Origin of the sequence: Nostoc sp. UHCC 0302 (genome assembly GCF_038096175.1) — a bacterium.
In the GTDB taxonomy this organism is placed as follows: Bacteria; Cyanobacteriota; Cyanobacteriia; order Cyanobacteriales; family Nostocaceae; genus UHCC-0302.
This window is the reverse complement of record NZ_CP151099.1, coordinates 7,737,527-7,764,154: the sequence shown is the minus strand read 5'-3', so window position 1 is coordinate 7,764,154 and position 26,628 is coordinate 7,737,527. Positions and strand designations below refer to the sequence as shown.

The 26,628-nt window shown below is 40.3% G+C and carries 17 protein-coding genes; 4 read left to right on the top strand and 13 right to left on the bottom strand.

Annotated elements, in window-relative coordinates:
- Positions 1 to 128: 128 nt before the first annotated feature.
- Together WKK05_RS33610 and WKK05_RS33605 are read right to left on the bottom strand one after the other, a co-directional pair.
- Complete coding sequence (locus WKK05_RS33610; RefSeq protein ID WP_341527299.1) at positions 129 to 905, bottom strand: RNA polymerase sigma factor SigF; 777 nt, start codon at positions 903 to 905, stop codon at positions 129 to 131.
- 600 nt (positions 906 to 1,505) lie between these two features.
- Positions 1,506 to 2,339 (bottom strand): photosystem II manganese-stabilizing polypeptide, encoded by an 834-nt coding sequence (locus WKK05_RS33605; RefSeq protein ID WP_341527298.1) that lies wholly within the window; start codon positions 2,337 to 2,339, stop codon positions 1,506 to 1,508.
- A 997-nt stretch (positions 2,340 to 3,336) separates the two neighbouring features.
- Here WKK05_RS33605 and WKK05_RS33600 point away from each other — a divergent pair.
- The gene (locus WKK05_RS33600; RefSeq protein WP_341527297.1) at positions 3,337 to 3,687 is read left to right on the top strand and encodes a hypothetical protein; all 351 of its coding nucleotides are present in this window, start codon (positions 3,337 to 3,339) and stop codon (positions 3,685 to 3,687) included.
- Positions 3,688 to 3,756: 69 nt separating this feature from the next.
- Here WKK05_RS33600 and WKK05_RS33595 read toward each other — a convergent pair whose 3' ends face one another.
- On the bottom strand, positions 3,757 to 8,829 hold the full coding sequence (locus WKK05_RS33595) for a hypothetical protein (RefSeq protein WP_341527296.1): 5,073 nt from the start codon (positions 8,827 to 8,829) through the stop codon (positions 3,757 to 3,759).
- A 230-nt stretch (positions 8,830 to 9,059) separates the two neighbouring features.
- Positions 9,060 to 10,391, bottom strand: a complete 1,332-nt coding sequence (locus WKK05_RS33590) for a P-loop NTPase fold protein (protein WP_341527295.1) — start codon at positions 10,389 to 10,391, stop codon at positions 9,060 to 9,062.
- Positions 10,392 to 11,341: 950 nt separating this feature from the next.
- On the opposite strand from WKK05_RS33590, the gene WKK05_RS33585 reads away from it, so the two are divergent.
- The 3 genes from WKK05_RS33585 to ftsZ all read left to right on the top strand — a co-directional run bounded on the left by WKK05_RS33585 (position 11,342) and on the right by ftsZ (position 14,552).
- A complete protein-coding gene (locus WKK05_RS33585) occupies positions 11,342 to 12,196 on the top strand; it encodes an FtsQ-type POTRA domain-containing protein (RefSeq protein WP_341527294.1) in 855 nt (284 codons plus the stop codon).
- A 437-nt stretch (positions 12,197 to 12,633) separates the two neighbouring features.
- Complete coding sequence (locus WKK05_RS33580) at positions 12,634 to 13,200, top strand: hypothetical protein (protein WP_341527293.1); 567 nt, start codon at positions 12,634 to 12,636, stop codon at positions 13,198 to 13,200.
- Positions 13,201 to 13,256: 56 nt separating this feature from the next.
- Positions 13,257 to 14,552: a cell division protein FtsZ gene (gene ftsZ / locus WKK05_RS33575; protein WP_341527292.1), complete on the top strand. Its 1,296-nt coding sequence runs from the start codon at positions 13,257 to 13,259 to the stop codon at positions 14,550 to 14,552.
- A 505-nt stretch (positions 14,553 to 15,057) separates the two neighbouring features.
- On the opposite strand, the gene gshB is transcribed toward ftsZ, so the two are convergent.
- The 9 genes from gshB to WKK05_RS33530 form a co-directional block, all read right to left on the bottom strand.
- Positions 15,058 to 16,047: a glutathione synthase gene (gene gshB, locus WKK05_RS33570; protein ID WP_341527291.1), complete on the bottom strand. Its 990-nt coding sequence runs from the start codon at positions 16,045 to 16,047 to the stop codon at positions 15,058 to 15,060.
- 136 nt (positions 16,048 to 16,183) lie between these two features.
- Positions 16,184 to 16,456 carry a glutaredoxin 3 gene (grxC, locus tag WKK05_RS33565; RefSeq protein ID WP_341527290.1) on the bottom strand — a complete coding sequence of 91 codons (273 nt, stop codon included), beginning with the start codon at positions 16,454 to 16,456 and terminating at the stop codon, positions 16,184 to 16,186.
- Between the two features lie 320 nt (positions 16,457 to 16,776).
- The gene (locus WKK05_RS33560; protein WP_341527289.1) at positions 16,777 to 16,965 is read right to left on the bottom strand and encodes a hypothetical protein; all 189 of its coding nucleotides are present in this window, start codon (positions 16,963 to 16,965) and stop codon (positions 16,777 to 16,779) included.
- A 36-nt stretch (positions 16,966 to 17,001) separates the two neighbouring features.
- Positions 17,002 to 17,835, bottom strand: coding sequence for an XDD4 family exosortase-dependent surface protein (locus WKK05_RS33555; protein ID WP_341527288.1), 834 nt, complete (start codon positions 17,833 to 17,835; stop codon positions 17,002 to 17,004).
- Between the two features lie 682 nt (positions 17,836 to 18,517).
- Positions 18,518 to 20,266: a GTPase HflX gene (gene hflX, locus WKK05_RS33550; RefSeq protein WP_341531260.1), complete on the bottom strand. Its 1,749-nt coding sequence runs from the start codon at positions 20,264 to 20,266 to the stop codon at positions 18,518 to 18,520.
- A gap of 139 nt (positions 20,267 to 20,405) precedes the next feature.
- Positions 20,406 to 21,530 carry an ABC transporter permease gene (locus WKK05_RS33545; RefSeq protein ID WP_341527287.1) on the bottom strand — a complete coding sequence of 375 codons (1,125 nt, stop codon included), beginning with the start codon at positions 21,528 to 21,530 and terminating at the stop codon, positions 20,406 to 20,408.
- A 44-nt stretch (positions 21,531 to 21,574) separates the two neighbouring features.
- The gene (locus tag WKK05_RS33540; protein WP_341527286.1) at positions 21,575 to 22,720 is read right to left on the bottom strand and encodes an ABC transporter permease; all 1,146 of its coding nucleotides are present in this window, start codon (positions 22,718 to 22,720) and stop codon (positions 21,575 to 21,577) included.
- Between the two features lie 101 nt (positions 22,721 to 22,821).
- Complete coding sequence (locus tag WKK05_RS33535; RefSeq protein WP_341527285.1) at positions 22,822 to 24,945, bottom strand: ATP-binding cassette domain-containing protein; 2,124 nt, start codon at positions 24,943 to 24,945, stop codon at positions 22,822 to 22,824.
- 324 nt (positions 24,946 to 25,269) lie between these two features.
- Positions 25,270 to 26,532: an HlyD family efflux transporter periplasmic adaptor subunit gene (locus tag WKK05_RS33530; protein ID WP_341527284.1), complete on the bottom strand. Its 1,263-nt coding sequence runs from the start codon at positions 26,530 to 26,532 to the stop codon at positions 25,270 to 25,272.
- Positions 26,533 to 26,628 lie beyond the last annotated feature (96 nt).

Here is a 26,628-nt window from a genome sequence, read left to right as displayed (position 1 = left end):
AAATCAACCTGCCTAAAATTTGTATCAAAGGCGAAGTCTGTTCCCTTTATAACTTAAATTTTATACATTTCAAGGGTTATTTTTAGCACTCTCAGTTAAGCATAACTGCGGCTTCAGTTGCTTGGTAGTTAATCATCTGCGACACACATGATATTTTTCAACAAATCCAAGCCTTTTTTAACTCTACGGGAAACTGTTACTACACTAATCCCCAGATGTTCTGCCACTTGTTTTTGTGTTAAATCATGTAAAAAAACACATTCCAACACTTCGCGGGTGCGTTGTTCCAACTGAACTAGCCCTTGTTGAAGGCGAAGTTGGTCTTCTTGTGCTAATTGAAAGCTGCGATAGTGAGGATCTGGAACTAATTCTCCTAAACAAGTAGCTCCTTCTTCTCCGTCCTGTATTGGTACATCTAGGCTCAAAGGAGCGCGATTGACCCATGCTAATTTAATTTCTTGCCATTCGTTAGGAGAAATTTCTAATGCTGCGGCTAATTCCACGTCGGTTGGTTGACGATTGTACTTTTCCCGCAAAGAACGTGTAACTCCTATTGCCTGCTGTTGCAGTGCTAACCATCGCCGAGGAATTCGCACTGTGACACCTTTATCTCGAAGGTAGTGTTGAATTTCACCTCGAATATAAGGAATAGCATAAGAACTGAAGGCGTGTCCTTTGGAAATTTCAAATTTTTCAATAGCTCGTATTAAGCCCAAACAACCGACTTGAAGCAAATCATCGTAGCTTTCATGGCATTGATTTAGCCAGTAATGAGCTTCTTTTCTCACTAATCCAAAATTTAGGTTTACCAGTTGATTACGAACAGCTTCTGTGCGGGAATCTTGGTATTCTCGCAATAACTGCCAAATCTCATGCTTCAATTCATTGGTAATTGTAGTAGACATAGCACTGCGTTTATCAAGTAAATAAACAGTCAGACATCACGTTATATTTCAGAAAGAAACCTATGGCGTACAATCGATTTTTTCTATATAAATTGCCATAAGTAGATTGACTATTGAGCAAAATTTAAATCGCGAAATTGTTTTTTATGTTATTAAGCTTGAGAATGACTTGTCGCTTCAGAAAGAACTACATAGAAATAAAATATAAAATTAGTGAGTAATTCTCAAACCGAGATTGTACTTAATTTAATTAAATATTAATGAGGATAAATTATATAAATAAAACGAGAATAATTTTGAGTCTATATATAAGAGGAAAAATTTTACTAGCAGTAGAATTACGTATTTTATCTAATGGGATTCAGCTAATATTGAGCAATTACTAATAATATGTAAAAATTAGTATGTATTTTTACGTAAAACCATAAAAAAAAGGGCAGCTTGCCCTTTGTTGCACTTAGGTCTATGACTAGTTAGTTAAGTGAGTAAAAAAGCTACTCGCCCCCTAAAAAATGGGGGCAAAGCAGTTAACTGTTGTAGTAGAGCCTGATGCTTTCCAGAATTTTAGTTCTTAGCGCCAGTTGGAGTAATCAAGAAGCTTTAGCCACGAGATGGTTCAACGCGAGCATAGAATAGACCGCGAATTTTGACCTCTTTAGGTTCACCAGCACCTAAATCGGTGTCAGATGGTTGTTCGCTCTCGAAAGTACCAGCAATTTCCCCACTAGAGTTATCTATCTTAGCTACTTGCAGAGAAATCTTGCCTTTAAGAATTTCGGCACGCTTGACGTTAGTGCGGGTAAGTTCTTCATCATCTGCTTGGGCAGGGAGAGCCACCGCATTATCATAGCCACTAACAACACCGCGACCTTTAGGGTCTAGGAAGGCAGCACCACGATAAGAAGGAACTTTGAACTCGCCTTCAAAGTCAGTCGAGGTATTAATGCTAGTTAAACCAGGTTGAGTTTGGGCAACCAAGTTCTTGATGGTGAAGAGGAAAGGTACTCGCTCACCACCAGGTAGTTGTACAGTGATAGCTTGGAAGTCAAGACCATCTGTTTCCACAAAGGTCAGACTTTTATCTTCATTGATTTTCAGGTCGCCTTGTACTTGGTCAATAGTGGAAGTGTATCTAGTCAATAATTTGCCAGCAACAAATTCTGCTTCTTGCCGTTTATTGGCAGGTTCTTCTTTGATAAAGAAATTAGTTGGTTCTAAGCAAAGTTCTTTGATGGCGTAGGACTGGCTAGAATCAATGGGAATGGAACCACGGCTGGTTTCTGCCAGTTGGGGGCATTTGTTAGCCAAACCAGTGCCTCGAATTTGTTCGTAAGTGAGTACATCTCTACCACTAGTGGCAGGAGCATCACTACAAGCAGTTAGTAGCCCAAGGCACAATGCCAAGAATGCAACAATTACAGCGCGATACCTCATGGTCAACCTCAATCTCAAAAATTAATATCTAAGTTGTAAAACTGCACCAAAACTTTGATTCTCTCACGAGAAGCTACCCTCCGAACGTCTATACCTCAACGAGTGTCTTCGATGGAAGCTCTTGGGGTATTTTCTTTGGAGACGCTATGCGAAGACGGAAAACCTTACGAGTGATGCTCCTACGTCGCTAACGGCAGTAGCTCCGGAGGGAAACTCTCCCCGAAGTTTTGAGTAGAGACTTTCTCCACTCAAACGTCTCTCAGCAGGGCTGTCTCACCGCTGCTCAAACTTTTTTCTGCTAAACGTACTTAAAGGTGCCGCGTTCTTGAGCCTAGAGTGTAAACTCCAGATCAAACAACACACCGCATCCATTTTTTTTGGATGTGTGTCACTAGGAAAGTAAAAACCAGCAGTTTTACTGTTGCCAGTATTAGTTAGAGTTTGGCGCATGAATGAGTCTGCCCTAGTACAGAGCGGCATAAGTGTTTACCTTAAAGAGCGTGAAGAAGGAGTTTGCTTCCCGCTTGACTTTTGCCTGTGGCAAAAGCGGCGTCGCCCAAGCCGGTCTGTATTATGTATGTATTGCCATTACATACAGATCATTGTTCGATTGGGAAATCAGCCAGATCATACGATTTTTTTTAACTCAAAATCAAAGTACTGTAGTCTTGCTCAATAACCTCTTGATCCCTTCTAGCTCACACGGAGGCTTTACTAGAGGTTACTGCTTTGTTTTAGAAGCGATCGCAGGAGTTAACAATTAGGAGTTAGAAGTGAAGATTTTCCTGCCTCACCCACAACCCACACTTTCTGCGTTCCGTTGTTTTTATCTTGGGAGTCGAAAAAAACCTCTCCAGACCCCTCTAAAACCCTCTAGAAGCTTCATTTCCTCTTCAGTTGATGTAGAGTGACAATTGAAGAATAAAGACTGTTAAACAAGGAAAATTTACAATCTCCGGTAAATTTAAGTTGACCTTATTTACACGGAAAGGACGGCATGAGTAACGACAAAAGTTCTGAATCTGGGCAATTATCCTGTCAAATCCAGGCGATCGCAAGTGTAGTACATGATGCAGCTAAAAGCTGTCAGGGGGATACTATAGCTATTTTGAGTTTGCTACGGCAGTTAGAGAAGTTACACCGAGAGATTCGGGATGGGGCTTTTCAAGAAAGTTTGCCTAGTAATCGCCGACAACTGTACTCACTACTCAAAGATATTGAGTCTGAGGGGGGCTGGCCTTATATTGAGCGCATGAGGATACAAGCTTTTTTAGCGAATTTCCAAGAAGACTCAACTGAGGAAAACAGCGACGAGGTGTTGACTAGCGATCGCTCTTGTGATTTTTAAGCTCAAAACTTTTTTTGAGTTTTGAGATCATAAACTCTGAGGGCGTTTGTTCATTTAGGCTTCAGCGATTCACTTGGAGGGTATGTCATCACAAATAGAGCGATCGCGCTCTTCGACATTGCGGTTGTACTTAAGGTAATCACCCACCCAGTTACAACTACGAAAGAGCAAGTTATCGAGATGCAAATTCCAGAGAATAATCGTGTTGTCATCACTAGCTGATGCTAGTGTTTGACCATCTGGACTAAAGCTGACACTTAAAACTGGGGCGCGATGTCCGTTAAGAATTTTAATCAATTCACCATCACGGCTCCAAAGTTTAACTGTACTGTCCCAATTGGCAGCGGCGAGGAGTTCACCATTGGGACTGAAAGTAACAGCATTAACGCTATCGCTGTATCCCTTTAACAATGTTTTGAACAACTTACCGTCCCGCTGCCACAACCTCACTGTATTGTCCCAGCTAGCAGAAGCTAGCAAGTTATCAGTAGGACTAAAGCTTACACCTAACACCCAGCTGTCATGGGGCGTAAAAGTTTTGATTAAAGTACCATCCCGCCGCCAAAGTTTAAGAGTTTTGTCATCGCTAGCTGAAGCTAAAACCTGACCGTCAGGGCTGAAATTCACGCTATTCACCCAACCCTGATGGCCAATTAAGGTTTTGAGTAACTTGCCTTGACGATTCCAAAGTTTTACTGTCTTGTCTTTACTTGCTGATGCTAATAACTGGCCATCTGGGCTGAAACTCACACTCATTACACTATCGCTATGCCCTTGAAGAGTTTTGAGTAAAGTGCCATCACGCCGCCAAAGTTTGAGAGTTTTGTCATAACTTCCTGAGACCAGCATTTCACCTTTTGGATCAAAACTGACACTAGGAACTCTATCTGTATGGCCGACCAGAGTTTTGTAGAGTCGAGTTGTAACCTCGCCGTGGTTAGTTTCTCTTTGCCAAAGCTTCACCGTGCGATCACGACTACCAGAAGCTAACATTTGACCATCAGGACTCCAAGCAACGCTCAAAACTCGATCCTGATGCCCTTTAAGAACGGGTAAAGTTGGTGTATCTAGTCGCCAAAGTTTGACACTTTTGTCATAACTTCCTGAAGCAAGCAATTTGTTATCTGGACTAAAAGCCACACTAGTCACAGCATCATTATGTCCTTTTAAGGTTTTGAGTAATGTGCCAGTGTTACTCCAGATGTCAATGGTATTGTCATCGCTGGCGGAAGCTAACTTTTGACCATCAGAACTGAAACTTAGACTCCAAATTGTGCTGGTATGGTGTTGTAAAGTTTTATAAATATGAAAGTCCCAATTATCTTTACTATCAGGCTCTCGTTGCCACAGTTTCACTGTTTTATCTTGACCTGTTGAAGCTAATAGCTTGCCATCAGGACTGAAAGTAACCATAGTCACACCCTGCTCATGCCCCTGCAAAGTTTTAACCAAGCTACCGTCTCGTCGCCAGATTTTCACTGTCTTGTCTTCGCTTGCTGAGGCGATGTATTGGCTGTCAGGACTGAAGCTTACCCAGTTAACCCATCCTTGATGTCCCTTGAGTATTTTGACTAAGCTACCGTCGTTGCGCCAAATTTTGATGGTTTTATCCTTACTGCCAGTAGCTACTAATTCTCCATCAGGACTGAAACTCACACTATAAACCCAATCTCCTGCTAACAGAGTTTTAGATGGTTTTGGGTCAAATTCGCCTGTTATTGGGTTTTTGTGCCAGATTTGCACAGTTTTATCAAGACTGGCAGCAGCTAAGCTTTGGCCATCTGGACTGAAATTCACGCTGGTAATGGCATCGGTATGACCTTTGAGGGTTTGGAGTAAAGTGCCATTTGGACGCCAAAGTTTCACTGTCTGATCTCGGCTACCAGATGCTAACAACTTACCATCAGGGCTGAAAGTTACACCCCAAACAATATCAGTGTGTCCTTCCAGGCGATTTACTTCGGTAACTCCATAAATAGCTTGTTGCAGGGCTGTGACAACTCGCATTCGGGTTTGTGGTTGAACTTTGTCTGTCTGTTTAAGTTTTCTCCAAGCCCGTAAACTTTCTAAAAGGGCATCAAATTCTTTATTGGAAGCAAACAAAGCTTCACTAGCCCCAGTGATCGCACTAATTTTAAAGTTAGTTTCGCTGCGTTCAGCTCGGATGGTTTGGCGCAATGCAGCCCTTTTTTGTAAATCAGCTTGCCACCATAACCCTGCTATTGTCCCGCCCATAACTGCCAATAATGCGCCCGCTAAACGTGCTTCTCGCAACCGTCGTCGCAACACTAAATTAAGATGTTCTTGACTAAGTTTTTGGGCTATTTCGGCTTTATTTTTTTCAATTCTGACTTTTTCTAATTCAGCAACCATGCCATAGTTGTTTTTTTGGCGAATTGGTTCTACTAAATAATCGTGAACCAACTGGTAGCGATCGCCTAATTCTTCCCGCACTTGTAACACTAACCCTGAACCAACCAAAATTTCTAAAATCAATTCCCAAGCTGGGTCAAAATCAGATATTGCATCATCGTTATGAGTTTCTAGTGCAGCCACTAAATCAGTTTTCGTTTTTAGCGGTCGTGTACCCTTTTCATCAGTTAACGCAAATAATAATTTCCAGCTTAAATCTTCATTTTCTTGCCCGCAGTCTTTGATAACTTCTTCAAGCCAGCGTTCTACAAGTTTTTCCGAGCCACCACAAAGCTTATATTGTTCCAATGTGGTAATGTTTTCTGCTTGTAGCTGAGCGCCGACTATTTGTAATTCAATCGGATGTACTTCATCTAGTTCTCCTGCCAAATCCTGTACTAGTTTATTAATTAATTCCTTACTGAGTTCATAATGAGAACGTTGAGTAAGACTCCGAATTACACTTCTTGCATCTTGACTGGAGAATTTTCCTAAGTAATAGCGAATATCCTTATCGAGAACATTTTTATTAATTACGCCTAAATCATATACTTTATTATTATTTTCTCTATTTAAGCGTTCGAACTCTAATAAATAATGTAAATAATCTTCCCTTAATGATAAAATTATTTTAACAAAGGGTATATTTAAACATTCAGTAAAAAAGTTATAAAATTTAATTTTATTGGCGGGAGATTTACTTATAAAGAAAAATTCTTCAAACTGATCAAAAATAATAACTATTATATGATTACGTTCGGTTAATAAGCGGAGATTTTCACTTATTACAGTAGGTGTAATTTCTGTAGAGATAGATATTTCCGCGTGTGCTAGTGCTTGATTAACACTATTTCCCAAAGCTCCAACCCAATCAGTGTAAACAGATAAAACAATGGGTATAGGAATACGTTCCCCAATTACTTTGGTTTTCAAAGCTGGGACTAAACCAGCTTTGAGAACAGAACTTTTCCCAACGCCTGATGAACCATGAATAACTGTAAGTTTGTAGTCAGCACGGGTAATTCTTTCAATCAAGCGATTGACATCTTGGCGTCGTCCAGAAGCAGATATTTCTTGAGCAGTTTCCTCAGTAATAAAAGGTGTTTTTTGTGAATCTAAGACTGGGTTAATTCTAGAACGCTGTGGTTGCAATTGACTTGCCCCGATGAAGGCACGAAAGCCATACTGATGTTCTATTTGAATTTTCTCTTGCTTAAGGTTAAAGGCTTCTATATAGTCATGACGCTCAACAAAGTAAAGCGATCGCAACTCCTCTAAAATTTCTAAGTAGAGCGATGGTTCATGTTGTAGCTCACAAACTATTCTCGCCCACTCTAGGTTATTAATAGCTTCTTCCCACTCACCTAAATGCCTCTGGGTACGTGCCAATAATAATAAATACCAACTTTCCTGTTGCCGTGTTCGCAAAGCGTCTCGCAGAGAAACTTCTGTTGCTATTTCTGAAATAGAAAGCGCCGTATTCGCTAATTCATGAGCTTGAATCCAATTTGACTCAGAAGCGGCAACATATCCTAAAAATCCATAATCTTGAGCAACTTGTGTTCGAGTTCCATAAATTTTATGTAGCTGTAATGACTTTTGAGCTAATTCTTTTAACTCTTTCCAAGCTTGTAAACGTTGGAGAATTTCACAAACAGGCAAAATAAATTTGGCAACTAAATCTTCTCTTTGTGCCTCCTCTAATACCTCCAAGCATTGCTTAAACCACGACAGAGCCGGCTGCCAATAACTATTGTTACCACTCTGATGTAAGTCTGCCATTCGGCGATAACACAGTCCCAGGTGGAATAATACAATAGCTTGCCAAAGTAAAGAAGAGGAGGGAACAAAAGGAGGAAGAGACAAGAGTAATTGTTCACTTATTTCTTCTACTTTCTCTGCCTCCCACTCTCCCATTCTCCTACGTTCCCACTCTACTCTTCTTGTGTTCTGCTGCCACAATGCTAGGCTTCTTTGATAATGAGCTAAAGCACCATTAATTTGATCATTTGCATATTTATCTCGCCCTAATACAACTTCTAAACTAGCTTCTAACCCTGGATCTAATTTGACAGCATATAGGCGCAGTAAATCATTACGGGCTGATTCTATTTCGTGACGATGTTGGGATTTTGGATCTAATTCTAGAGAGGCATTAGATAAAAATTTTTCTGCGCCTACATCTAAAACTTTAGTAAAAATAGATTCTACCTCTTGACGGATCAAAGTAATTAAATCTACTTTTGCCATTTCAAATTTAATAGTCGTAGCAGCCCAACTTTTAAAATCGGGTGCTAATCGAGAAAGCAATGAAGCCACTTCATCTTGTAGCCATAAGACCAGTGGAAACCGAAAAGTGGTGGCATATATATCTCGCGCTTGGTTGATGGTAGTAAGTAAGTCTTCAATATGAATAATTGACTCTAGCCCCAAAACCATTACAGCTGATGGCAAAGAATCTGTGATGACAACAGGATTATCTAAAAATAATTCTGAGATTATTGTGCTATGTAAAGTTTTAGTTGATGGATCAAGAACAATTCCTTTTAAATTAATATCTTTGGTAGTTGAGCGAATATTTTCTAACATTTGCTCACGTAATTGCCCATAATTACACCGAACTAGAATTAGGGAAAATTGACCTTGCGAAAGTGCGATCGCTCGAATCAGCCTTTGCAGAGCATGCTGATTTTCGGTGGCGATCTCTCCTGTAAGTTGCCAGATTGTCATAAGTAAAAATTGAGATTGAAAGGAAAGAAAAACATCACACCAAAAATCACAAGGAAATTATGAGCTTTTTAAAATCTTATTTCTCATGGCTCATACCTTATGGATATAACTATTTTGACTAAAGATACTCTCTAGCCGTTTCCACTCTAATTCAAAATTCCTAATTATCAGAAATTTAAAATTAAAGATTTTTTGAATTTTTTATTTTTACTTTTGAAACTCTCAGATTTCTACTTTTTTTGCTGCCAAGCGAGAACTTTTTCTGTTTCTGATAATGCTGGGCTGATCCCAAACCAACGTCCTATAGGATCACGGTATTCAAACAGGTACATACTTCGCAGTAAACTCTGATAGTCAGACTCGCCTTTAACTCTCTGTTGCTGCACTACTTCAAACAACAATTCCCATTGGTATTCATCAATAGCCAATAAGAGATCATCGCGGTAGTCCTTAATTACGGCTTCCAAGCAGTTTCTCGAAAAAGGAGGATCTTGTCGTTGCAGGCAGCTATAGAGCAAACCTAATAGATTACGAATATGGCCACCACTAACGCGGCATATACGATCTAAGGTTTCGGCGTGATCGAATAACTCTGTAACTAGCGATAGTCTTTCATTCCAAGAAACTTCAGGAAAAGCTCTTGCTAGGACTAACTGGCGTAGTAGTGAAATTCCCGGTTCGTAATCGCTACCATCTCTTTGCCGCACCAGCACCATTGGTAGTACTTTAGGGGCAATGCCTCCCCCTAGACGATTTTTTAGTGTCTCGTATTCGTTCGAGAAAATTAAAGCTAAGGGGATTGTGTAAACTAGGTGGCATTTGAGTCGGCGTAACTGTTCGCCTCGGTCGATGAAGAGATATTCTGGTTGCGATCGCCCGGAGGCAACAGGACGCATATCCACTCGATCTAAGTTATCTACAATCACAACCAGTCCTTTTTGACCCCTCAGCTTTAGCTGTTCAACAGCTTTTTCTAATATCTCTTCATTAATTGCTTGCAAAATACTATTAGTACGTGGTTCCAGATATTGTCTCAGTTGATTACGCATCTGAGCGCTATCTTTAGTTTTGGCAGTAATTTTGGCAATACCCAAAGACAACTCTGCTTGTCCAGAAAGCTCTATAGGAGTTTGCAAAAAATCGCCTACTTCTTTAAACAAATTGGTAAAGTAACTAGGTTTGAGTTTGATGCCAATAGCTTCTAAACTGATGCTTACTTGCCGGGCTACACTCAACAAAATGTCGCTGACATCAATATCTGCCATGTCTAAGTCTTGACTGGACTCAAAATAAACCACATGAAATCCAGCCAATTCTAGTTCTGCCTTGAGGCGTTGCAACTCTGTTGATTTACCACAACCAATGTGACCTGTAAATAGCTGGCAGGTTGGCTCATCCGGAGAAATGCGGCTAATTGTACGTTGCAATTCTTCCACAATCTTGCAACCGCGTACGTCAGCAAAATCTATGTAGTACTGCCGATCTAACACGTTACTTATGTTTAACGTGTAGCTTGGATTACAAGCTTTATAAAAACGTGACAAATTTAGTGTCGTTTTCATGTATGTAGAGGTGTATATATTATTGTCTCTGTAAATGCAAATTAATTAGTATTTTTTATACTAAAAATCTCTAACCACTATGTATATACACGAACAGTTCACAAGCTACCTAAATCTTGTGAAGGGCGCTACTCGTGGCAGTTATCCTGCTATGAGTAACTGTTAGTGGTGTGGTAGAGATTTAATTGACCCTAATAACATTAAGCATATTTGTCCTTTTTACAGCAGCTGTTGAGATTTTGACAATCTGTAGCTTGTATTTGACTTAGCACAAACCCAGACGGCTAAGCCAATTTATCAAAAAGCTACTAAGATGACTAATGCTCAGTTTGCATAGCTGATCAGCGAGGACTTGTGTTAATTCTAGCAAGGGATACAGTAAATAGTCATGTATTGAATAATATTCAGTATATTTGCTGAGACTTTTTTGAATTTTACTTCAGCAGAACTTAATATTTTGTAATTGCTAAAAAATTTCTCATTACCGCTGAATCATTAACAAGCTTACTACTATGGGGTTTGGCTACATTTTTTGTTATTCATCCTTGTGAAAGAAGAAATTTTGGTGAATAAGTTTTGATTCGATGCAACTTTTGCCTTTGCAGCTAGCCTTCATCACTACTGTGAGCTAGTTAAAAAGCTGTATTTAGATTGTGGTAATTTTGTCAGTAACTGCGTTGTAGCTCTTTTCGTAGGTATGAACTATTATCCCACCGTCGAAAAGCTATAGTCGGTTAAAAGTAAACCCAAAAAGCTTTAATTAAGAAGAGTTACTAGCGCCACAATACTTTTGTGGCTACTCATAGTGTGCTAATAAAAGTGAAAAAATCCTGAGATAGAGTGGCAAAAATATGCCAACAAGGTTTACTAATAATTAAATGATCATACGAGTAATTAAATGATCATACGAGCGTGTTAAAGAATTGAACTGAAACTAGGAAGGGGTTTGAATGGCTGACATAGTATCAGTTTCCCGCACAGATTTAGCCCAGCGCCGTAAGAACTTACGTCGGCAGCGGCAGATGAAAATTATCCAGGCGATTTGGCGAACCTTTGCGATTAGTGGGTTGGCAGGTGGATTGCTATGGATAGCAATCCAACCAATCTGGGTGCTAAATACTCCCAAACAAATAGTGATCAAATCAGGCAATCAATTACTGTCGGATGATGCGATTCAATCACTAGTGGTGCTATCCTATCCCCAGTCTTTATGGCGGATTCAACCGTCTGCGATCGCCGAATCTTTGAAGAAACAACCAACTATTGCACAAGCGACTGTTAGCCGTCGTCTATTTCCTCCTGGACTAATCATTGAACTTCAAGAAAGAGTACCTGTAGCGATAACTCAAGCATATACTGTACAAAATCAACGCTCTAGCAATAAACAAGTAGCTGTAGGTTTACTAGATGCAAGTGGAGTTTGGATGCCTTTAGCAAGATATAAATCATTGAATCCCACGGCAAAATTTCCCACTCTCAAAGTTATTGGATTGCCACAACAATACCGTCACTACTGGCCTCAACTTTATCAAGCTATCAGCGAGAGTTCTGTGAAAGTTGCAGAAATTAATTGCCAAGATCCAGCGAATTTAATGTTGAAAACAGAACTAGGAACTGTCTATCTTGGTGTTCCAGACCCCCAGCTACCTGACAAAATCAAAGTACTTGCCCAAATGCGCCATTTACCAGCAAAAATTAATTCCAGTCAAATAGAGTATATTGATCTAAAAAATCTGGAAACTCCATTAGTACAAGTGAACCAACAAAACCGAAAGTTAACTCCTAAAAACTTGAAAAAACTCTAGGGCGCTTAATGTATGAATTCCTACAAGTAAATAAATAAGCTTTATGCTGATAAGTATATTTATTATTTTCAATTTTCCAGAAACCTACCAAAAAATCGACATTAACTTCTAATTAAAATGATCAAACCAATCATAGAATCTTGTTCAAAAGCCATAGCTCTTTAATGGTTACTCTAGCATCTAGTGATAGAGTGCAGAATGTTAGAGAATCTAATGATGATGTTTAACGTGCGAAACGTCTTTAAAACTCTTGGTTTATTGACAAGACTGCTAGGAGTTCCCATAGGATAAAATATTGCTCCTACACAATGTCCTTAGATTCTCACCAAACAACAAATTTATCAGCTATAGTCTGACAAGTAAATTCTGCTTTACTTCAAGCCTAAAGATAAGTAAATAGAGGGTAATTTTGGTGTATTTAGTTGCAATTATTTCTAATGGTAAAACCTATTAACAATATTATTAAGGCATACAAGACGCACCATAGAGCGTTTATACAAGCTACGTCATCCATTAATAATTTTGAATTTATTGAAAATATTACTGGGATTAAGTGTATACTTAGTTACTTAAATTTTGCAACAAGGTTTAACTACAAACACAGACAGAATGACTTGAAATTGCATTTTTCTTTTTTAGAAGAGTGCAAATTATACAAGATAAATACTGAATATGTGGCAGTTAAACTCAAAACAACCAATACTGTTAGTAGTAAAATTAATGACCAATTTAAATCACTGGTACAAAGGAAGGGAGGCAATTGGAAATGCGAAAAGGATAATGAACCTAATGAGCAACATAGCACTGAAGTAATAAAGATGTGCTTGAAGTTTTACAGTTCACTTTTAGATCGATGTAAGTATACTTCCGTAAAATTAGCTGACCGAGCCGCTGGGTTAAAGACTGATGTCAGACTAAATTTTCCGACTGCTAATCCTGTTATGGTTGGCAGTAGAAAGAACAATAAAGAACAATGCCATAGATTGTGGCGTGTCAAACTATAGTTGACTCTTAGGTGAATCACACCTGAAAAAGTCGTTTATCTACCTTTCTGAATCCAATGACACTTGATAATAACCAAGAGCTTACCTATAAAAATTCCCAATCTGTGGGGCAGCCAGGGTTCTCTCTGGCAGCTAACTCGACCAATCCCTTTAATAATTCTGGGTTGAACTTCGGACAAAATCACGATAATAAAAAGATTCCTGTTGAAAATAGCCGAATTGGCGAGATAGTTCCTGGTCGAGTCGCTAACATCAAAGTAATTGGTGTAGGTGGCGGCGGTGGCAATGCCGTTAACCGCATGATCGAGTCTGATGTTTCTGGAGTTGAGTTTTGGTCAATTAATACTGATGCCCAAGCCCTTACCTTAGCTGGCGCTCCCAGCAGATTGCAAATTGGGCAGAAACTGACGCGGGGTTTAGGTGCAGGTGGTAATCCTGCTATTGGTCAAAAAGCAGCTGAAGAATCACGAGATGAAATTGCCACAGCTTTAGAGGGTGCAGATTTAGTATTTATCACAGCTGGGATGGGAGGTGGTACCGGAACAGGTGCAGCTCCGATTGTGGCAGAAGTAGCAAAAGAAATGGGCGCTCTTACAGTTGGTGTAGTCACACGTCCATTTGTATTTGAAGGACGCCGCCGTACTAGCCAAGCAGAACAAGGCATTGAAGGGCTAAAAAGTAGGGTAGATACACTGATTATTATCCCTAACAATAAGCTGCTAGAAGTAATCCCTGAGCAAACGCCTGTACAGGAAGCTTTTCGCTATGCAGATGATGTGCTGCGTCAAGGCGTACAAGGAATTTCTGATATCATTACGATTCCTGGATTGGTAAACGTTGACTTTGCCGATGTCAGAGCTGTAATGGCAGATGCAGGGTCGGCATTGATGGGGATTGGCGTCAGTTCTGGGAAATCTAGAGCCAGAGAAGCGGCGATCGCAGCTATTTCTTCGCCTTTGTTAGAAAGTTCTATTGAAGGAGCCAGAGGAGTTGTCTTTAATATTACTGGTGGTACTGACCTGACTCTGCACGAGGTGAATGCCGCAGCAGAAGCAATCTATGAAGTGGTTGATCCCAACGCTAATATTATTTTTGGTGCCGTAATTGATGATAGGCTCCAGGGTGAAGTGAGAATTACCGTAATTGCTACTGGATTTACAGGTGAAGTGCAAGCAGCGCCACAACAAAACGCCGCTAATGTTAGGGTAGCGCCTACGTCAAAACGACCAGCAACACAGCAACCCACAGTTAATCCTTCAACCCCAACTCCAACACCTATTCCAGAACCAAAAGAAAAACCTGGATTGGATATACCTGATTTTCTCCGCAACAGACGTACACCAAGGAATTAAGTGATTTTAGATTTGAGATTTTAGATTAAATTTGCAGTCTCATGTCAAGCTGAACGCTTTATAAAATCTGTTAGTTCTAAATAGGGTTTCGCCAGACACAGGGGTTAGCAATCTATTGCCATCCCCAATTTTGGCAATTGTTGTCAAAGCTCTAATTAAATCCATTCAATAGCCAAGATGCTTACCCAGATAATCCAGATAGTATTTCTGAATTTTGATTTTGCGAAAAGTTCTAAGGGGGAGTAAACACTGTACGGAAAAAAGTCTGAACGAAGGCTTCTCCTTTAAAAGAAGCGCGTTAGCTCCTCGCTTTGCGTAGCTAGCAACTTCAGAGGAAGCCTCCGTTGTACCGACTAGCATAGCTTTGTCGGTTTCTAGACGCCCTTAGGACGGTTTAAGGCAGGGTAAAACTGCTTTACATTGGCGTTATTTCTCGTAAAAGCAACTGCTATGAACGGTTCGTTATTTGCAGTAAGTGTTATCAGTTTTCCCGCCTAGCAAACTTTTAAAAACGAACTTTGAATTTTGAATTGCTTAAGGTCTGTTCAACCCACTGAATGACCTGATGAGCAAGGCGAGTGCCATCTAAACGGTCAATTTCGCGAATTCCGGTAGGACTGGTGACGTTAACTTCAGTAAGGTAGCCACCAATAACATCTATGCCCACAAAAATTAAGCCGTCTTGGCGTAGGCGTTCAGCTAGTTGGGTACAAATTTCATACTCTCTTGGGGTAATCTCAGTTTGAGCTACTGTGCCACCAGTAGCCATATTATTGCGAAAATCAGTTCCGCTAGAAAGGCGATTGAGCGCACCAATAGGTTCCCCATTGAGTAAAATAATTCGCTTGTCTCCTGCTTTTGCCTCTGGTAAATACGTCTGTACCATTACTGGCACTTTACCTTGGAGGGTACTAAGTTCGACAATAGAATTGAAGTTGCGATCGCCTGATTGCAAAAATAAAATACCTTCCCCAGCTTTGTTACCCAGTGGTTTAAGAACCGTTGCTCTCTTGGCTTCGACAAATTCCCTAATAACCTGCTTATCAGCACTAACAATTGTTTCTGGAACTGCATTAGTAAACTGAAGGGCATACATTTTTTCATTTGCCCCCCGGATACCGCTAGGACTGTTAATCACCAGAGTATTCTTTTGGTCAATGTAATCCAGAATGTAGGTGGCATAGAGGTAGGAATCATTGACTGGTGGATCTGTCCGCATAAATACGGCGTCCATTGTTTCTAAAGAAGTTAAGGCACGAGCGCTCAACTTATACCAAGGATTCGCCGCTAGCCAGCGTCCCTCGACCAACTGCACTGGTACAAGTTCTACTCGCTGTAGGACAGCCCAGGCTTTGCCCTCCACCACACTCAGCAGATTTGCTTGAGTTATCCAAACTTCGTGTCCCAGGATTTGCGCTGCTTCCATTAAAGCAACACTAGTATCGTGACACGGGTCAAGTAGATGGATGGGATCAATGATAAAAGCTAGTTTCACGCTTTCTCCCTTAATCACCAGAAAACTTAATCGTTATGCAATTTAGATTATGCCCTGATGATCTTACCAATTTACCGAAACACAACCATTTAGATGGGTAATTCCTGATTGACAGACATCGCAATACCTTCTGTAGCTACACACTATTACTAGAAGCGAGTAACTCATCTAGTTTGCCTTGACGGTCTAAAGCATGGATATCGTCACAACCGCCAATATGATCATCATTGATGAAAATTTGCGGTACAGAGCGGCGTCCATTTGATCTTTGAGCCATTTTATCTCTTGCGGCCTCGTCTCCATCAATGCTGTATTCGACAAATTCAACTCCCTTGGTTTTGAGCAGACTTTTGGCACGAATACAAAACGGGCAAGTCCTCCAAGTATAAATTTCTACTTTTGCAGCCATAACTTTCTCTACTTGATTTAATACTTTTTAATTTTAGAACGTTACCACTGACTATAGGTGTCATATCACGTTTTGATTTAATCCTCAGAAGTGGCTAAATAGTTTTAAAAAATCAGAGTTAAACTTTTAACTCAAATAAACTAAGATTATTAAATATAAAATATCTATTATTTAAGATTAGCAGGTAAGATGCTCACTCTATAAGAGTTTTAAAGGATTTGGAGATACACACCTTGTATTAACAATACCTTCGCCAATTTACAAGGATGAGTTGATGTATTAACGCCTTGTTCTCAAAGGTTTGGACAAAACAATAAGTCTTAAAAATTCCTTAAAGATTTACCGCAAGCATTTTTTAACGTATTGCCCGCAGTATCAAGGGTTTGATCTTTCAAACTACCTTGTCGCTTATGAGTCTTTTTGCCAAAATTTTTGTAGGCTCTTATTTTGGCAAAGGTATTGATTAATAGAGAATATGTTTGGCAACCTTGTGCTTCTAAGAGTTGCATCTGGTATATTCCAGTGCAACTTCTACGAAAGTTTATTTAGGCTGCCACTAGAGACTTTTTCTTTGTTAGTCTCAGCGCACCTACAGCAAATAAGCCAAGAGCAGCTGTAGCTCCAGGCTCAGGTACTTTCTTTGGTGGAGGTGGCGGAGCAATATAATAAGTACTAGGTTCATTTAAAGCAGTCCCATACTGAAAACGAACATTCTGAATCTTTGTTAAATCAAAGCCAGTAGGTAGCCCTGCAAAAACGAATGTAGCAGAGTTCTTGATAAAAGTCCCCCCATTCACTGCTGGATTTGCACTATCGTAACCAGTAATAATACCGTAATTTAATTGCTGCCCACCCGAAAGACCCAAACCAGGCGATATGCCAAAACCGGCTGTACCAATACCGTAATGCTGAGTTACTGGGTTAGCTACGCCACTAGCACCACCAAGTCCACTGCTAGCGGTAGTCTTTGCAAAACCCCATTCAACTTTACTTCCTCCAACCTTGGTAAGATCGATATTAGTTCCAGTCGTTACATTATTCGTAATTACGGTTGGAGCTTTTGCTGAAGACAAAGTTAAGCTTGTTAAGGGAGAGCCAGCATAATCCCAGAAGATTCCTGTTAAGACATCAGAAGGGACTGATGCACCCGGGCCTGTATTGGTAAGGGTCAGTGTCAACTTACCTGCTATTGAATCATCAAAGACAGCTTTCGCCGCAAGGGCTGTACTGTTTCCACCTGATATTGGGTTAGTACCTGTGGCTGAAAAAGTCATGGAGGCTGCATTTGCTTTGGATATTTGCCCAGCAGTAACCATAGCTAATGCTGATACACAGCAAGTTACATAACCTACTATTTTCTTGGAATATGGCTGAGACACTCGGTTAAAACTCCTTTGTTTTATATTGAGAACATTTAAAATGTCTCAAAATAATTTTTATTAACATTACTAATGTATAAATTGGCATACAAAAATATTAATTGTCTACGCTATTTATAGTGATTGTTTAAAACTTTAATTTGGAAATAAAAAATATAACTTCTATGTATTTATTAAGTATTATTAGTATTTACACTTAAGCTTTTTAGATATTTTTTAAATAAATATGTTTGTTGATAGTAAATCTACTTTGATAACCTTTGTTTTTTCTAGCAACTGCAAATGTCAGCCGTACAAAGTAATCATATTTGCATTACTAGAGAATAGGGAGCTAGTATAATCAATCGGATTTTGTATTAAGAAGCTGTGAAGAAAGAACTTTTAGAAGTTTATATTTAGAAAGCTGTCTTCAAAGCATTTTTAACTGAAATTAATGCCAAGATTAATTTGTGATAAACCCTAAGCTGTTGCATTCCAAAATAAAGATTTCAGAATAACTATTAAGTTTTAGCTTTTGACTTTGAATAATCGTTATGAGTAATTGTGCAAGTTTCTTTGCAAAATAGCTTATCAGGAATATTTAATAATCTTTAAACAACAAGGGAAGGCGATCGCCTTCCCTTAAGTTAAAATTCAGGGTACTAATATTGGACTGTTGACGCTAAATTAACTAGCTCAACATTTATCTACTATCAACTGCATATTGAATCAGGTGAGCAAGGCGCTGGCGTAGGGTTTCTAATCCCAAACGCTGACTTGCCGAAATAAATACTGCTAGGGGAAACTCTTCTTGAGCTAGAGCTAGGGTCTCGCTATCCACTTGATCAATTTTGTTAAAAGCGACTAGCGCCGGGCCAGGAGTCACTGGCATTTGCGCTAGGATTTCTCTGACTGAGCGAATATGGCTCAACCAAGCAGGATGAGACAAATCGACTAAATGCAATAGAGCATCCGCTTCTGTGACTTCCTCCAATGTAGCTCGGAAGGCATCCATTAAAGATGCAGGCAGTTCATGTATGAAACCTACGGTATCTGTAATGAGAACTGCTTGAGGTTCATTGGTATCGATATGAGGAATAACTAAGCGGCGCGTGGTGGGATCAAGGGTGGCAAATAGCTGGTCGGCTGTATAAACTTCTGCATTGGTGAGAGTATTCAGTAAGGTAGACTTGCCAGCGTTGGTATAACCAACCAAAGCTACTGAAGGAACTTCTCGATGCTGTCGTTGTTGCCTTAGCCGTGAACGATGTGCTTGTAATTGGGTTACTTCTTGTTGCAGTCGGGAAATGCGTTTTCCAATACCACGGCGTTCAGTTTCTAGTTTAGTTTCGCCAGGGCCGCGAGTACCGATACCACCACCCAAGCGGGACATCGCTTGACCTCTACCAGTCAGGCGCGGCAACATATATTCTAACTGTGCCAGTTCTACTTGTAGTTTCCCAGCACGGGATTGAGCGCGTTGAGCAAAGATATCTAAGATCACTTCGGTGCGGTCAACTACCCGAACACCGATTTGCGCTTCTAAGTTACGGACTTGGCTAGGTGAGAGGTCACGGTCAAAGACAACTAGATTGGCTCCCAGGGTTTGTGCAGTTAGGGCGATTTCTTGCACCTTTCCTTCACCAACTACTGTCTGAGGATGAACACGCGATCGCTTTTGTTGTACTGTTTGCAATACATCTCCGCCAGCAGTATCCACTAACCTTGCCAATTCCGCTAGAGTGTCTTGGAATTGCTGAGGATTTGTTCGCTCGGTGAATAACCCTACAATTAACACGCGATCGTGGTCGGCATCTACTTCCTGAGCAATAAATTCCCGCTGGAATTCTGCTTCTAGGCCTTCTACCAACTCGATGAAATCTTCCTGTGCCAGCATATCCAAGCTCAGAGGCGGCGATACGCTGGAATATAAGGTTGAATCTTGAGCATTAATTCCTGTGGCGTTTAGCCCATGCTGAGTCAGGGCTAGCTGTTTAGTGTTTGATATCAAATGAGCTAAATAAGTTTCTTTGACATACCCAGTCGCGCCGCCTCCCCGCCGTTGAAATCCTGAGCCAGTAATGTTAAGCACAACCAGGGCATCTAATCGTTGTAATGCCATAGCTGTCAGCGCCGCATCATTTGGTGGTTCTGGCTTGAGATTGGTGGCAATACAACGGATACCACTGAGTCGTTCTGCACCGTAACGGGGTAGTTCCAGCGGTGGGATTTGCGTTTGACGCGGTGTGCCTACCCCCACGCGAATCACTTGTCCGCGACGGTTGAGGTAGGCACAAACGGGTTGATTAATTTCTGTACTAATTGCTGCCAGACGCTGGGAAAACTCAGGCGTGGTGATGCGATCGCCCGGTATGCGCTGGTGATACAGCCGCTGTAGTTGCTTTAGCTGGCTGGATTTTAAACCTTGCAAATTACCAAATATAGTCTCTATAGGCGTTTATGACCAGTCAAATGGCCCCCCGAATTCTTACTTATGTCTATTTTACAATACTGTTTGTTACTCCAAACTCTATCCAATGACGGATGCATTTTAATTTCTTATGTATTTTATACAAACTATTAAATTCACGCTAACTCAGTTGACGACGAAATCTATTAATACTGATGGACAAAAGTACTGTAGCAAAGAGTAGAAGTGCGATCGCATTCAACCAAAGTACTTCTAAGCCTACTCCTTTGAGCAGTATTCCTCGCACAATTGTTATGTAATGACGCAATGGATTCAGCAGTGACACATACTTAAGTGCCAGAGGCATACTTTCAATTGGAGAAATTGCACCAGAAAGCTGAATCAAGGGTAAATTAATAAAGAATGATGTCAATACAACTTGTTGCTGAGTGCGGCAAACCGTTGCTAACATAATTCCAATGCCAATTCCTACAAATAAATAGAGTCCTGAAAGGCCTAAAAACAGAACTAAATTTCCTTGGAATGGTACTCTAAAAACTAATCTTGCCAAACTCAAAGCTAAGATGACATCACCCATTAATAAAATAAACAATGGCACAATTTTAGCTAGTAGAATTTCCCAGGCTTCTGCTGGAGTCATTAATAATTGTTCTAGCGTCCCTGTATCTTTTTCTCGTACAACTGTGACTGAAGAAACCAAGGAACTAATGAGTGTTAAAACTAAACCTAATACTCCTGGAACAAAAAACCAACTACTTGCTAGTCCTGGATTATAAAGAAAAGTTGTTTGAGTACTAATTAATGGTGGTGTTTGATTCGGTGATAATCTTTGATTAAACTGATTAATGATTTGAGTTATGTAACCTTGTGCTATTCCAGCAGTATTAGCATCTACAGCATCGACTAAAACTTGAATGTCACTAGGTTTATCTTGAGCTAAATCACGTTTAAAATTAGGTGGAATTATTAAACCAGCAGTAATTTTACCCTGTCGTACTTGCTCACCTAAATCTTGAGTATTAAATAGATATTTTTCAGCTACAAAAACTTTATTTTCAGTCAAAGCTGAGATTAGCTCCCGGCTTTCATAAGTTTTGGCATCATCAACAATTCCTAATTTAATATAATGTACATCTGGATTAAGAGCAAATCCATAAAGTAGCATTTGAACTGTCGGAGGAATTATTAATAATACTAATGTTTCTTTACTCCTCAGTATTTGATTAAATTCTTTAATTACTAAACTAAAAAATCGGCTTTCTAAAATCCTTTTAATAAAATTCATTGTTATTTTATTGCTGAATGGGAGACAAAACAAATCAAGTAAAATTAATCTGGTAACTGCATCCGCTTTAATATTTGACGTGCTGCATTAAATAACAATAATCCTAAAATAATTAATATTAGTATTGATAACCAAACACCTGCCCAACCAGTGCCACGTACATATGCATCACGAGTAATCTCAACATAATAACGCGCTGGAACAACATAAGAAAATAATGAAAGTGGAAACGGAATATTACTAATTGGATAAATAAATCCAGATAACAGTAAAGCTGTCAAAAAACCAAGCAATGCTACAGCCTGAATAGCAGAATTTTGATTAGCAGCACGAACACCAACCAATAAACCAAACATAATACTATCTATTAAAAAAAATAATGTGCCAAATAATAATGTTGTTGGCTCTACTGCTAAAGATAATTGCCAAATTATTGAACTCATTACCATAAGCAATAAAGCTTCACTAACTCCAATGAGTAGATAAGCTAAAGCTTTCCCTAATAGCAGTTCTTCAGCGCTGAGATTAGAAGCATAGACTTGTAATATTGTCCCTTTTTCTTTCTCACGCACCATTGCGATCGCTGTTATCAGTGACGGAAAAATCCAGAGAATAACCGCGTAAACTCCAGGCACAATATACAAAGATTCTTTTCTCCCAGGATTAAACCAAAGACGGATATGGGCAACTACTTTATCAACCGAAGATTGTAAACCAGAATTCTGCAAAAAAAATCCTGTCGTTGCCTGCACACTGTTTTTGATAATACGTGCATTATTAACATCAGTCCCATCAACTAAAATCTGTACTGTGCTAGCTAAACCTGATTTAATCCGACGACTGAAATCTGGTGGAATCACTACAGCAGCTTTTGCAAAGCCCTTATCAATTGACTCTTGAGGATTTCGAATTTCAACTTTTGAAGTCTTAAAAGAATTGAAAAACGATAAATTAATATTATTAATAGGTTCAAACTGGTTTGTAGCAAATAACCGCTCAGTGTAAGCACGACTGAGAGGGCTAATATCCAAATCCTCTATGAATAAAGGAATATTTTTAGATTCTAGCCTGATAGCAAAACCGAAGATGATTAAAGTCATAAATGGCAATATAAATGCCAACGCTAATGTAAGGCGATCGCGCTGAAATTGTGCCAATTCTTTTTGACATTGAGATAAAATTCTTTTCATGGGTCAAAAGTAAAGAGTCAAGAGTCGTAGAGACGCAATTATACTCTTACGAGAAGCCGCTCTTCGAGCGTCTACGCGTCTGTACAAGAGTTAAGAGTCAGTTATTTCTCCTCCTTTTCTTCAGTGCGTTGCACAATACCAATAAATGAATCTTCAAGGGAAAAGGGAATAGGCCGTAGAGAGTAAAGATTTATCCCTTCTGTTTGTAAAATAGAGCGGATAAAAGGAATTTCTGTGTCAGGATGATCGAGAACAAGGTGTAAGCGATCGCCAAAAATTGACACTCGCCACGGTGCTAAATGAGTTTTAAGTAAATTTGAGGCATTTTGAGTTTTATCAATCACTACTTCGATTAACTGACCAGGTTGAGAAGCTTTAATTTCACTAGGTGAACCCTGTGCTACCACTTCACCCGCAACCATAAATCCCATACGGTTGCATTGTTCTGCTTCTTCTAGATAATGGGTAGTTACCAGCACTGCTGTACCCGATCTGGCAAACTCATTAATTAACCGCCAAAACTGACGACGTGCTAAAGGGTCTACTCCTGATGTCGGTTCATCTAAAAACAAGATTTCTGGTTCATGCATTACAGAAGCACCAAAAGCCACTCGTTGCTTCCATCCTCCTGGTAGTTGTCCTGTGAGCAGATTTTCTCTACCGACTAAGCCACAGGTTGTAAGTACCCAGTCAATTTTGGTGCGACGCAAACGAGTTGGTACACCATAAACCCCACAGTAAAATTCCAGATTCTGGATAATAGTTAAATCATCGTAGAGGGTAAATTTTTGGCTCATGTAGCCAATACGCTGGCGCACATTTCTGCTACGTAAATTCTGGGTTTGTCCTGCTAAAGAAATTTTGCCGGATGTTGGTTCTAATAAGCCACAGAGAATCTTAATCGTAGTTGTCTTTCCTGCACCATTAGCTCCAAGTAAACCGTAAATTTCACCATAACGAACTTCCAAATCTACACCTTTAACTGCTTGGAAGTTGCCAAAAACTTTCCTCAGTTGATTTGCACCAATAGCGATAGGTGAGGGATTGGAGATTGGAAATTGGGGGTTGGGGATTGGTGACTGGGGATTGGTGACTTGGAACTGTGGATTGAGAGGAGACAAGGGAATTTCTTTAATAATTCTTCCTTGTACCTCTTGTTTACCTTGCCCTTTTAACCCCCAGCGATGCACTGAACCTGTCGTTGGCGCAGCCTCTCGTAGAGAAGTGTCCCTAGTACCCAGTCCCCAATCACCAATCCCCTTTCTTGCACGAGGAAAAGGAATAAATTCTGGGTCGTTACCAGCTGCACGCAAGCGACTGACAAAAACATTTTCTAAGGTGGCGTCAGCAGTTTGAATGCTGTCAAGTTGTAGTTGCTGCTGAGTAAAAATTGTTTCAATTACTCTCGAAGCGATCGCAGCATCTTTAACTAGTACGTCCAAGCGATCACCAAAGGTCTGCACATCGATGATTGATGTTTGTTTACTATTTGTCGCTTTGTGTAATGCTTGTTCAGCGGCTTCGATGTGATTAGTCCGAACTTCTAATCGTTGTAAACCTAGACTCTCTCGCAACTGAGAAAGAGTACCAATTTGCTGAATCTCTCCCTCATACATTAAAGCAATGCGATCGCATCTTTCTGCTTCGTCCAAATAAGGTGTTGCTACAACTATCGTCACTCCCTCCGCTGCAATGGCGGCTAGGACATCCCAAAATTCTCGCCGCGATACGGGGTCAACTCCTGTAGTCGGCTCATCTAACAGAAGAATTTCGGGTTGGGAAATCAACGCACAGCACAAAGCTAATTTCTGCTTCATCCCACCAGAGAGGCGTCCAGCTAAGCGATCGCCAAATTTCTCCAAACTCATTAATCGCAGATATTTATGGCGACGCTGCCAAAAAAGCTTGTCTGCAACTTCATGCAATCCAGCAGTGTAACGTAAATTTTCATCAATACTTAGGTCAAGATACAGTGAGAATTGCTGTGTCAGATAACCTATGGCTAGACGAGCATCGCGGGGTAGTTTTCCTAAAACCTGGATATTACCAGCAGATGCTTCCATCACTCCACCTAAAATGTGGAATGTAGTAGTTTTCCCTGCACCATCAGGGCCAATTAAACCAAATATTTCTCCCTGCTTGACGGCGAAATCTATTCCCTTAACGGCGACTAATTTGCCATAACGTTTGAATAAATTCTCGACATTAACTACGACGTTTGTCATTTGTTATTGGGCATTTGTCATTGGTCATTGGTCATTTGTTAAAACTCAATATTGACCTTTTGAGGCTCGACGTTGACCTTTTGAACATCAACATTGACCTTCTGAGGCTCGACGTTTACCTTTTGAACCTCAACATTGACCTTCTGAGGCTCGACGTTGACCTTCTGAACATCAACATTGACCTTTTGAGGCTCGACGTTGACCTTCTGAGGCTCGACGTTGACCTTTTGAACATCAACATTGAGCTTCTGAGACTCGATGTTGACCTTCTGAACCTCAACTTTTATGTTTCAAAAGACTCCCTAATCTCCCCCAACCTCCCACTCACCTTGTTGGTGCAATACCAATCTCAGCATCTGCCGGCATTCCTGGTTTGGCTAATCCACCGGGGTTATCGATGGTGATTTTGACGCCAAAAACTTGTTTAACTCGGTCTTGCTGGAAATAAATGTTCTCAGGGGTAAAAGATGCTTGGGTATCAACGGCAGCAATTTTGGCGCTGAGGGGTTGTTTAGGGGCTGAATCTAGAAAGACCTGAGCTTCTTGACCGACTCGCAGCTTGCCAATTTCTCCTTGAGGGATAAAAGCACGCAAATAAACTGTATTGGGATTAATCACTGTCAGCAGGGTTTTGCCAGTGGTAACAACGGCTCCTGGTTCTACACTCCGACTGACAACTACGCCTTCAATCGGACTGATAACCTTGAGGTCGGCAATTTTAGATTTAGTCTCTTGCTGAGAGGCTTTAGCATTGGCGACATTAGCTTGAGCTGCTGCTAGTTTTAAGCGCGTCTGTGCCAATTGGGTACGTAACCCTGCTAGCTGGGCGTTGCGAATGGAAGGATTTAACCCTGTGCTTTGGGCTTGTGTCAATTGACCTTGTGCAGAATTAACTAATTTCCGAGCCGAAGCTACTGCTGCTTGACGTGATTTGAGGGTGGCAAAAGCAGTTTCAAAGCTAGTTTGAGCTTGGTCAAATTGTTGCTTGGTGACAGCTCCATCGCCTACTAATTTCTCGTAGCGATCGCGATTTATTTGCGCTAGTTTCAACTCAGATTTGGCTTGTTCTGCTTGAGCGATCGCTTGATCTAATTGCGCCTGTGATGAAGCTACCGATGACTCTGCCTGAAAAATCTGTCCTTTGGCATCTCCCCGCGCTTGTTGTAAATTCAGCTGATTCTCCAAAATCTGGCTTTGTAAAAGATTAATTTGCAGCCGTGCTTGTTCTTCTTCTTTTTTCATGGAATCTAAACGAGCAGCCGCACCCTGAAGTTGTGCTTGAATCTCTGCATCATCCAGCTGAACAATCACTTGATTTTTATGAACTTCATCTCCTTCCCGCACTGCTACAGACTCGATTCGCCCTGCAACTTTCGCGCCAATATCAGTTTCGTAGCCTTCAAGTCGACCGCTTACCCGTAAAACGTTAGTTTCTGAGTTTGATGAGAGAAAATACCAGATTGATATACCAATTCCTGCTAATAGTAAGACCAACAAAATTAGCAACCTGGGAGACAATTTGCGCTTTTGTTTGGCTGATTCACTACTATCAATAGGTTCTTGAGGTGGCGAAAGTGACTGAGCCATAATTTTTCTCTTTGTCCAACTGTTATTGTGTCAGCTACAGGAGAATCTAATCAGATTTTTATATTAGGTAAGTCGTGTGAGTTTATCTGAACAGAT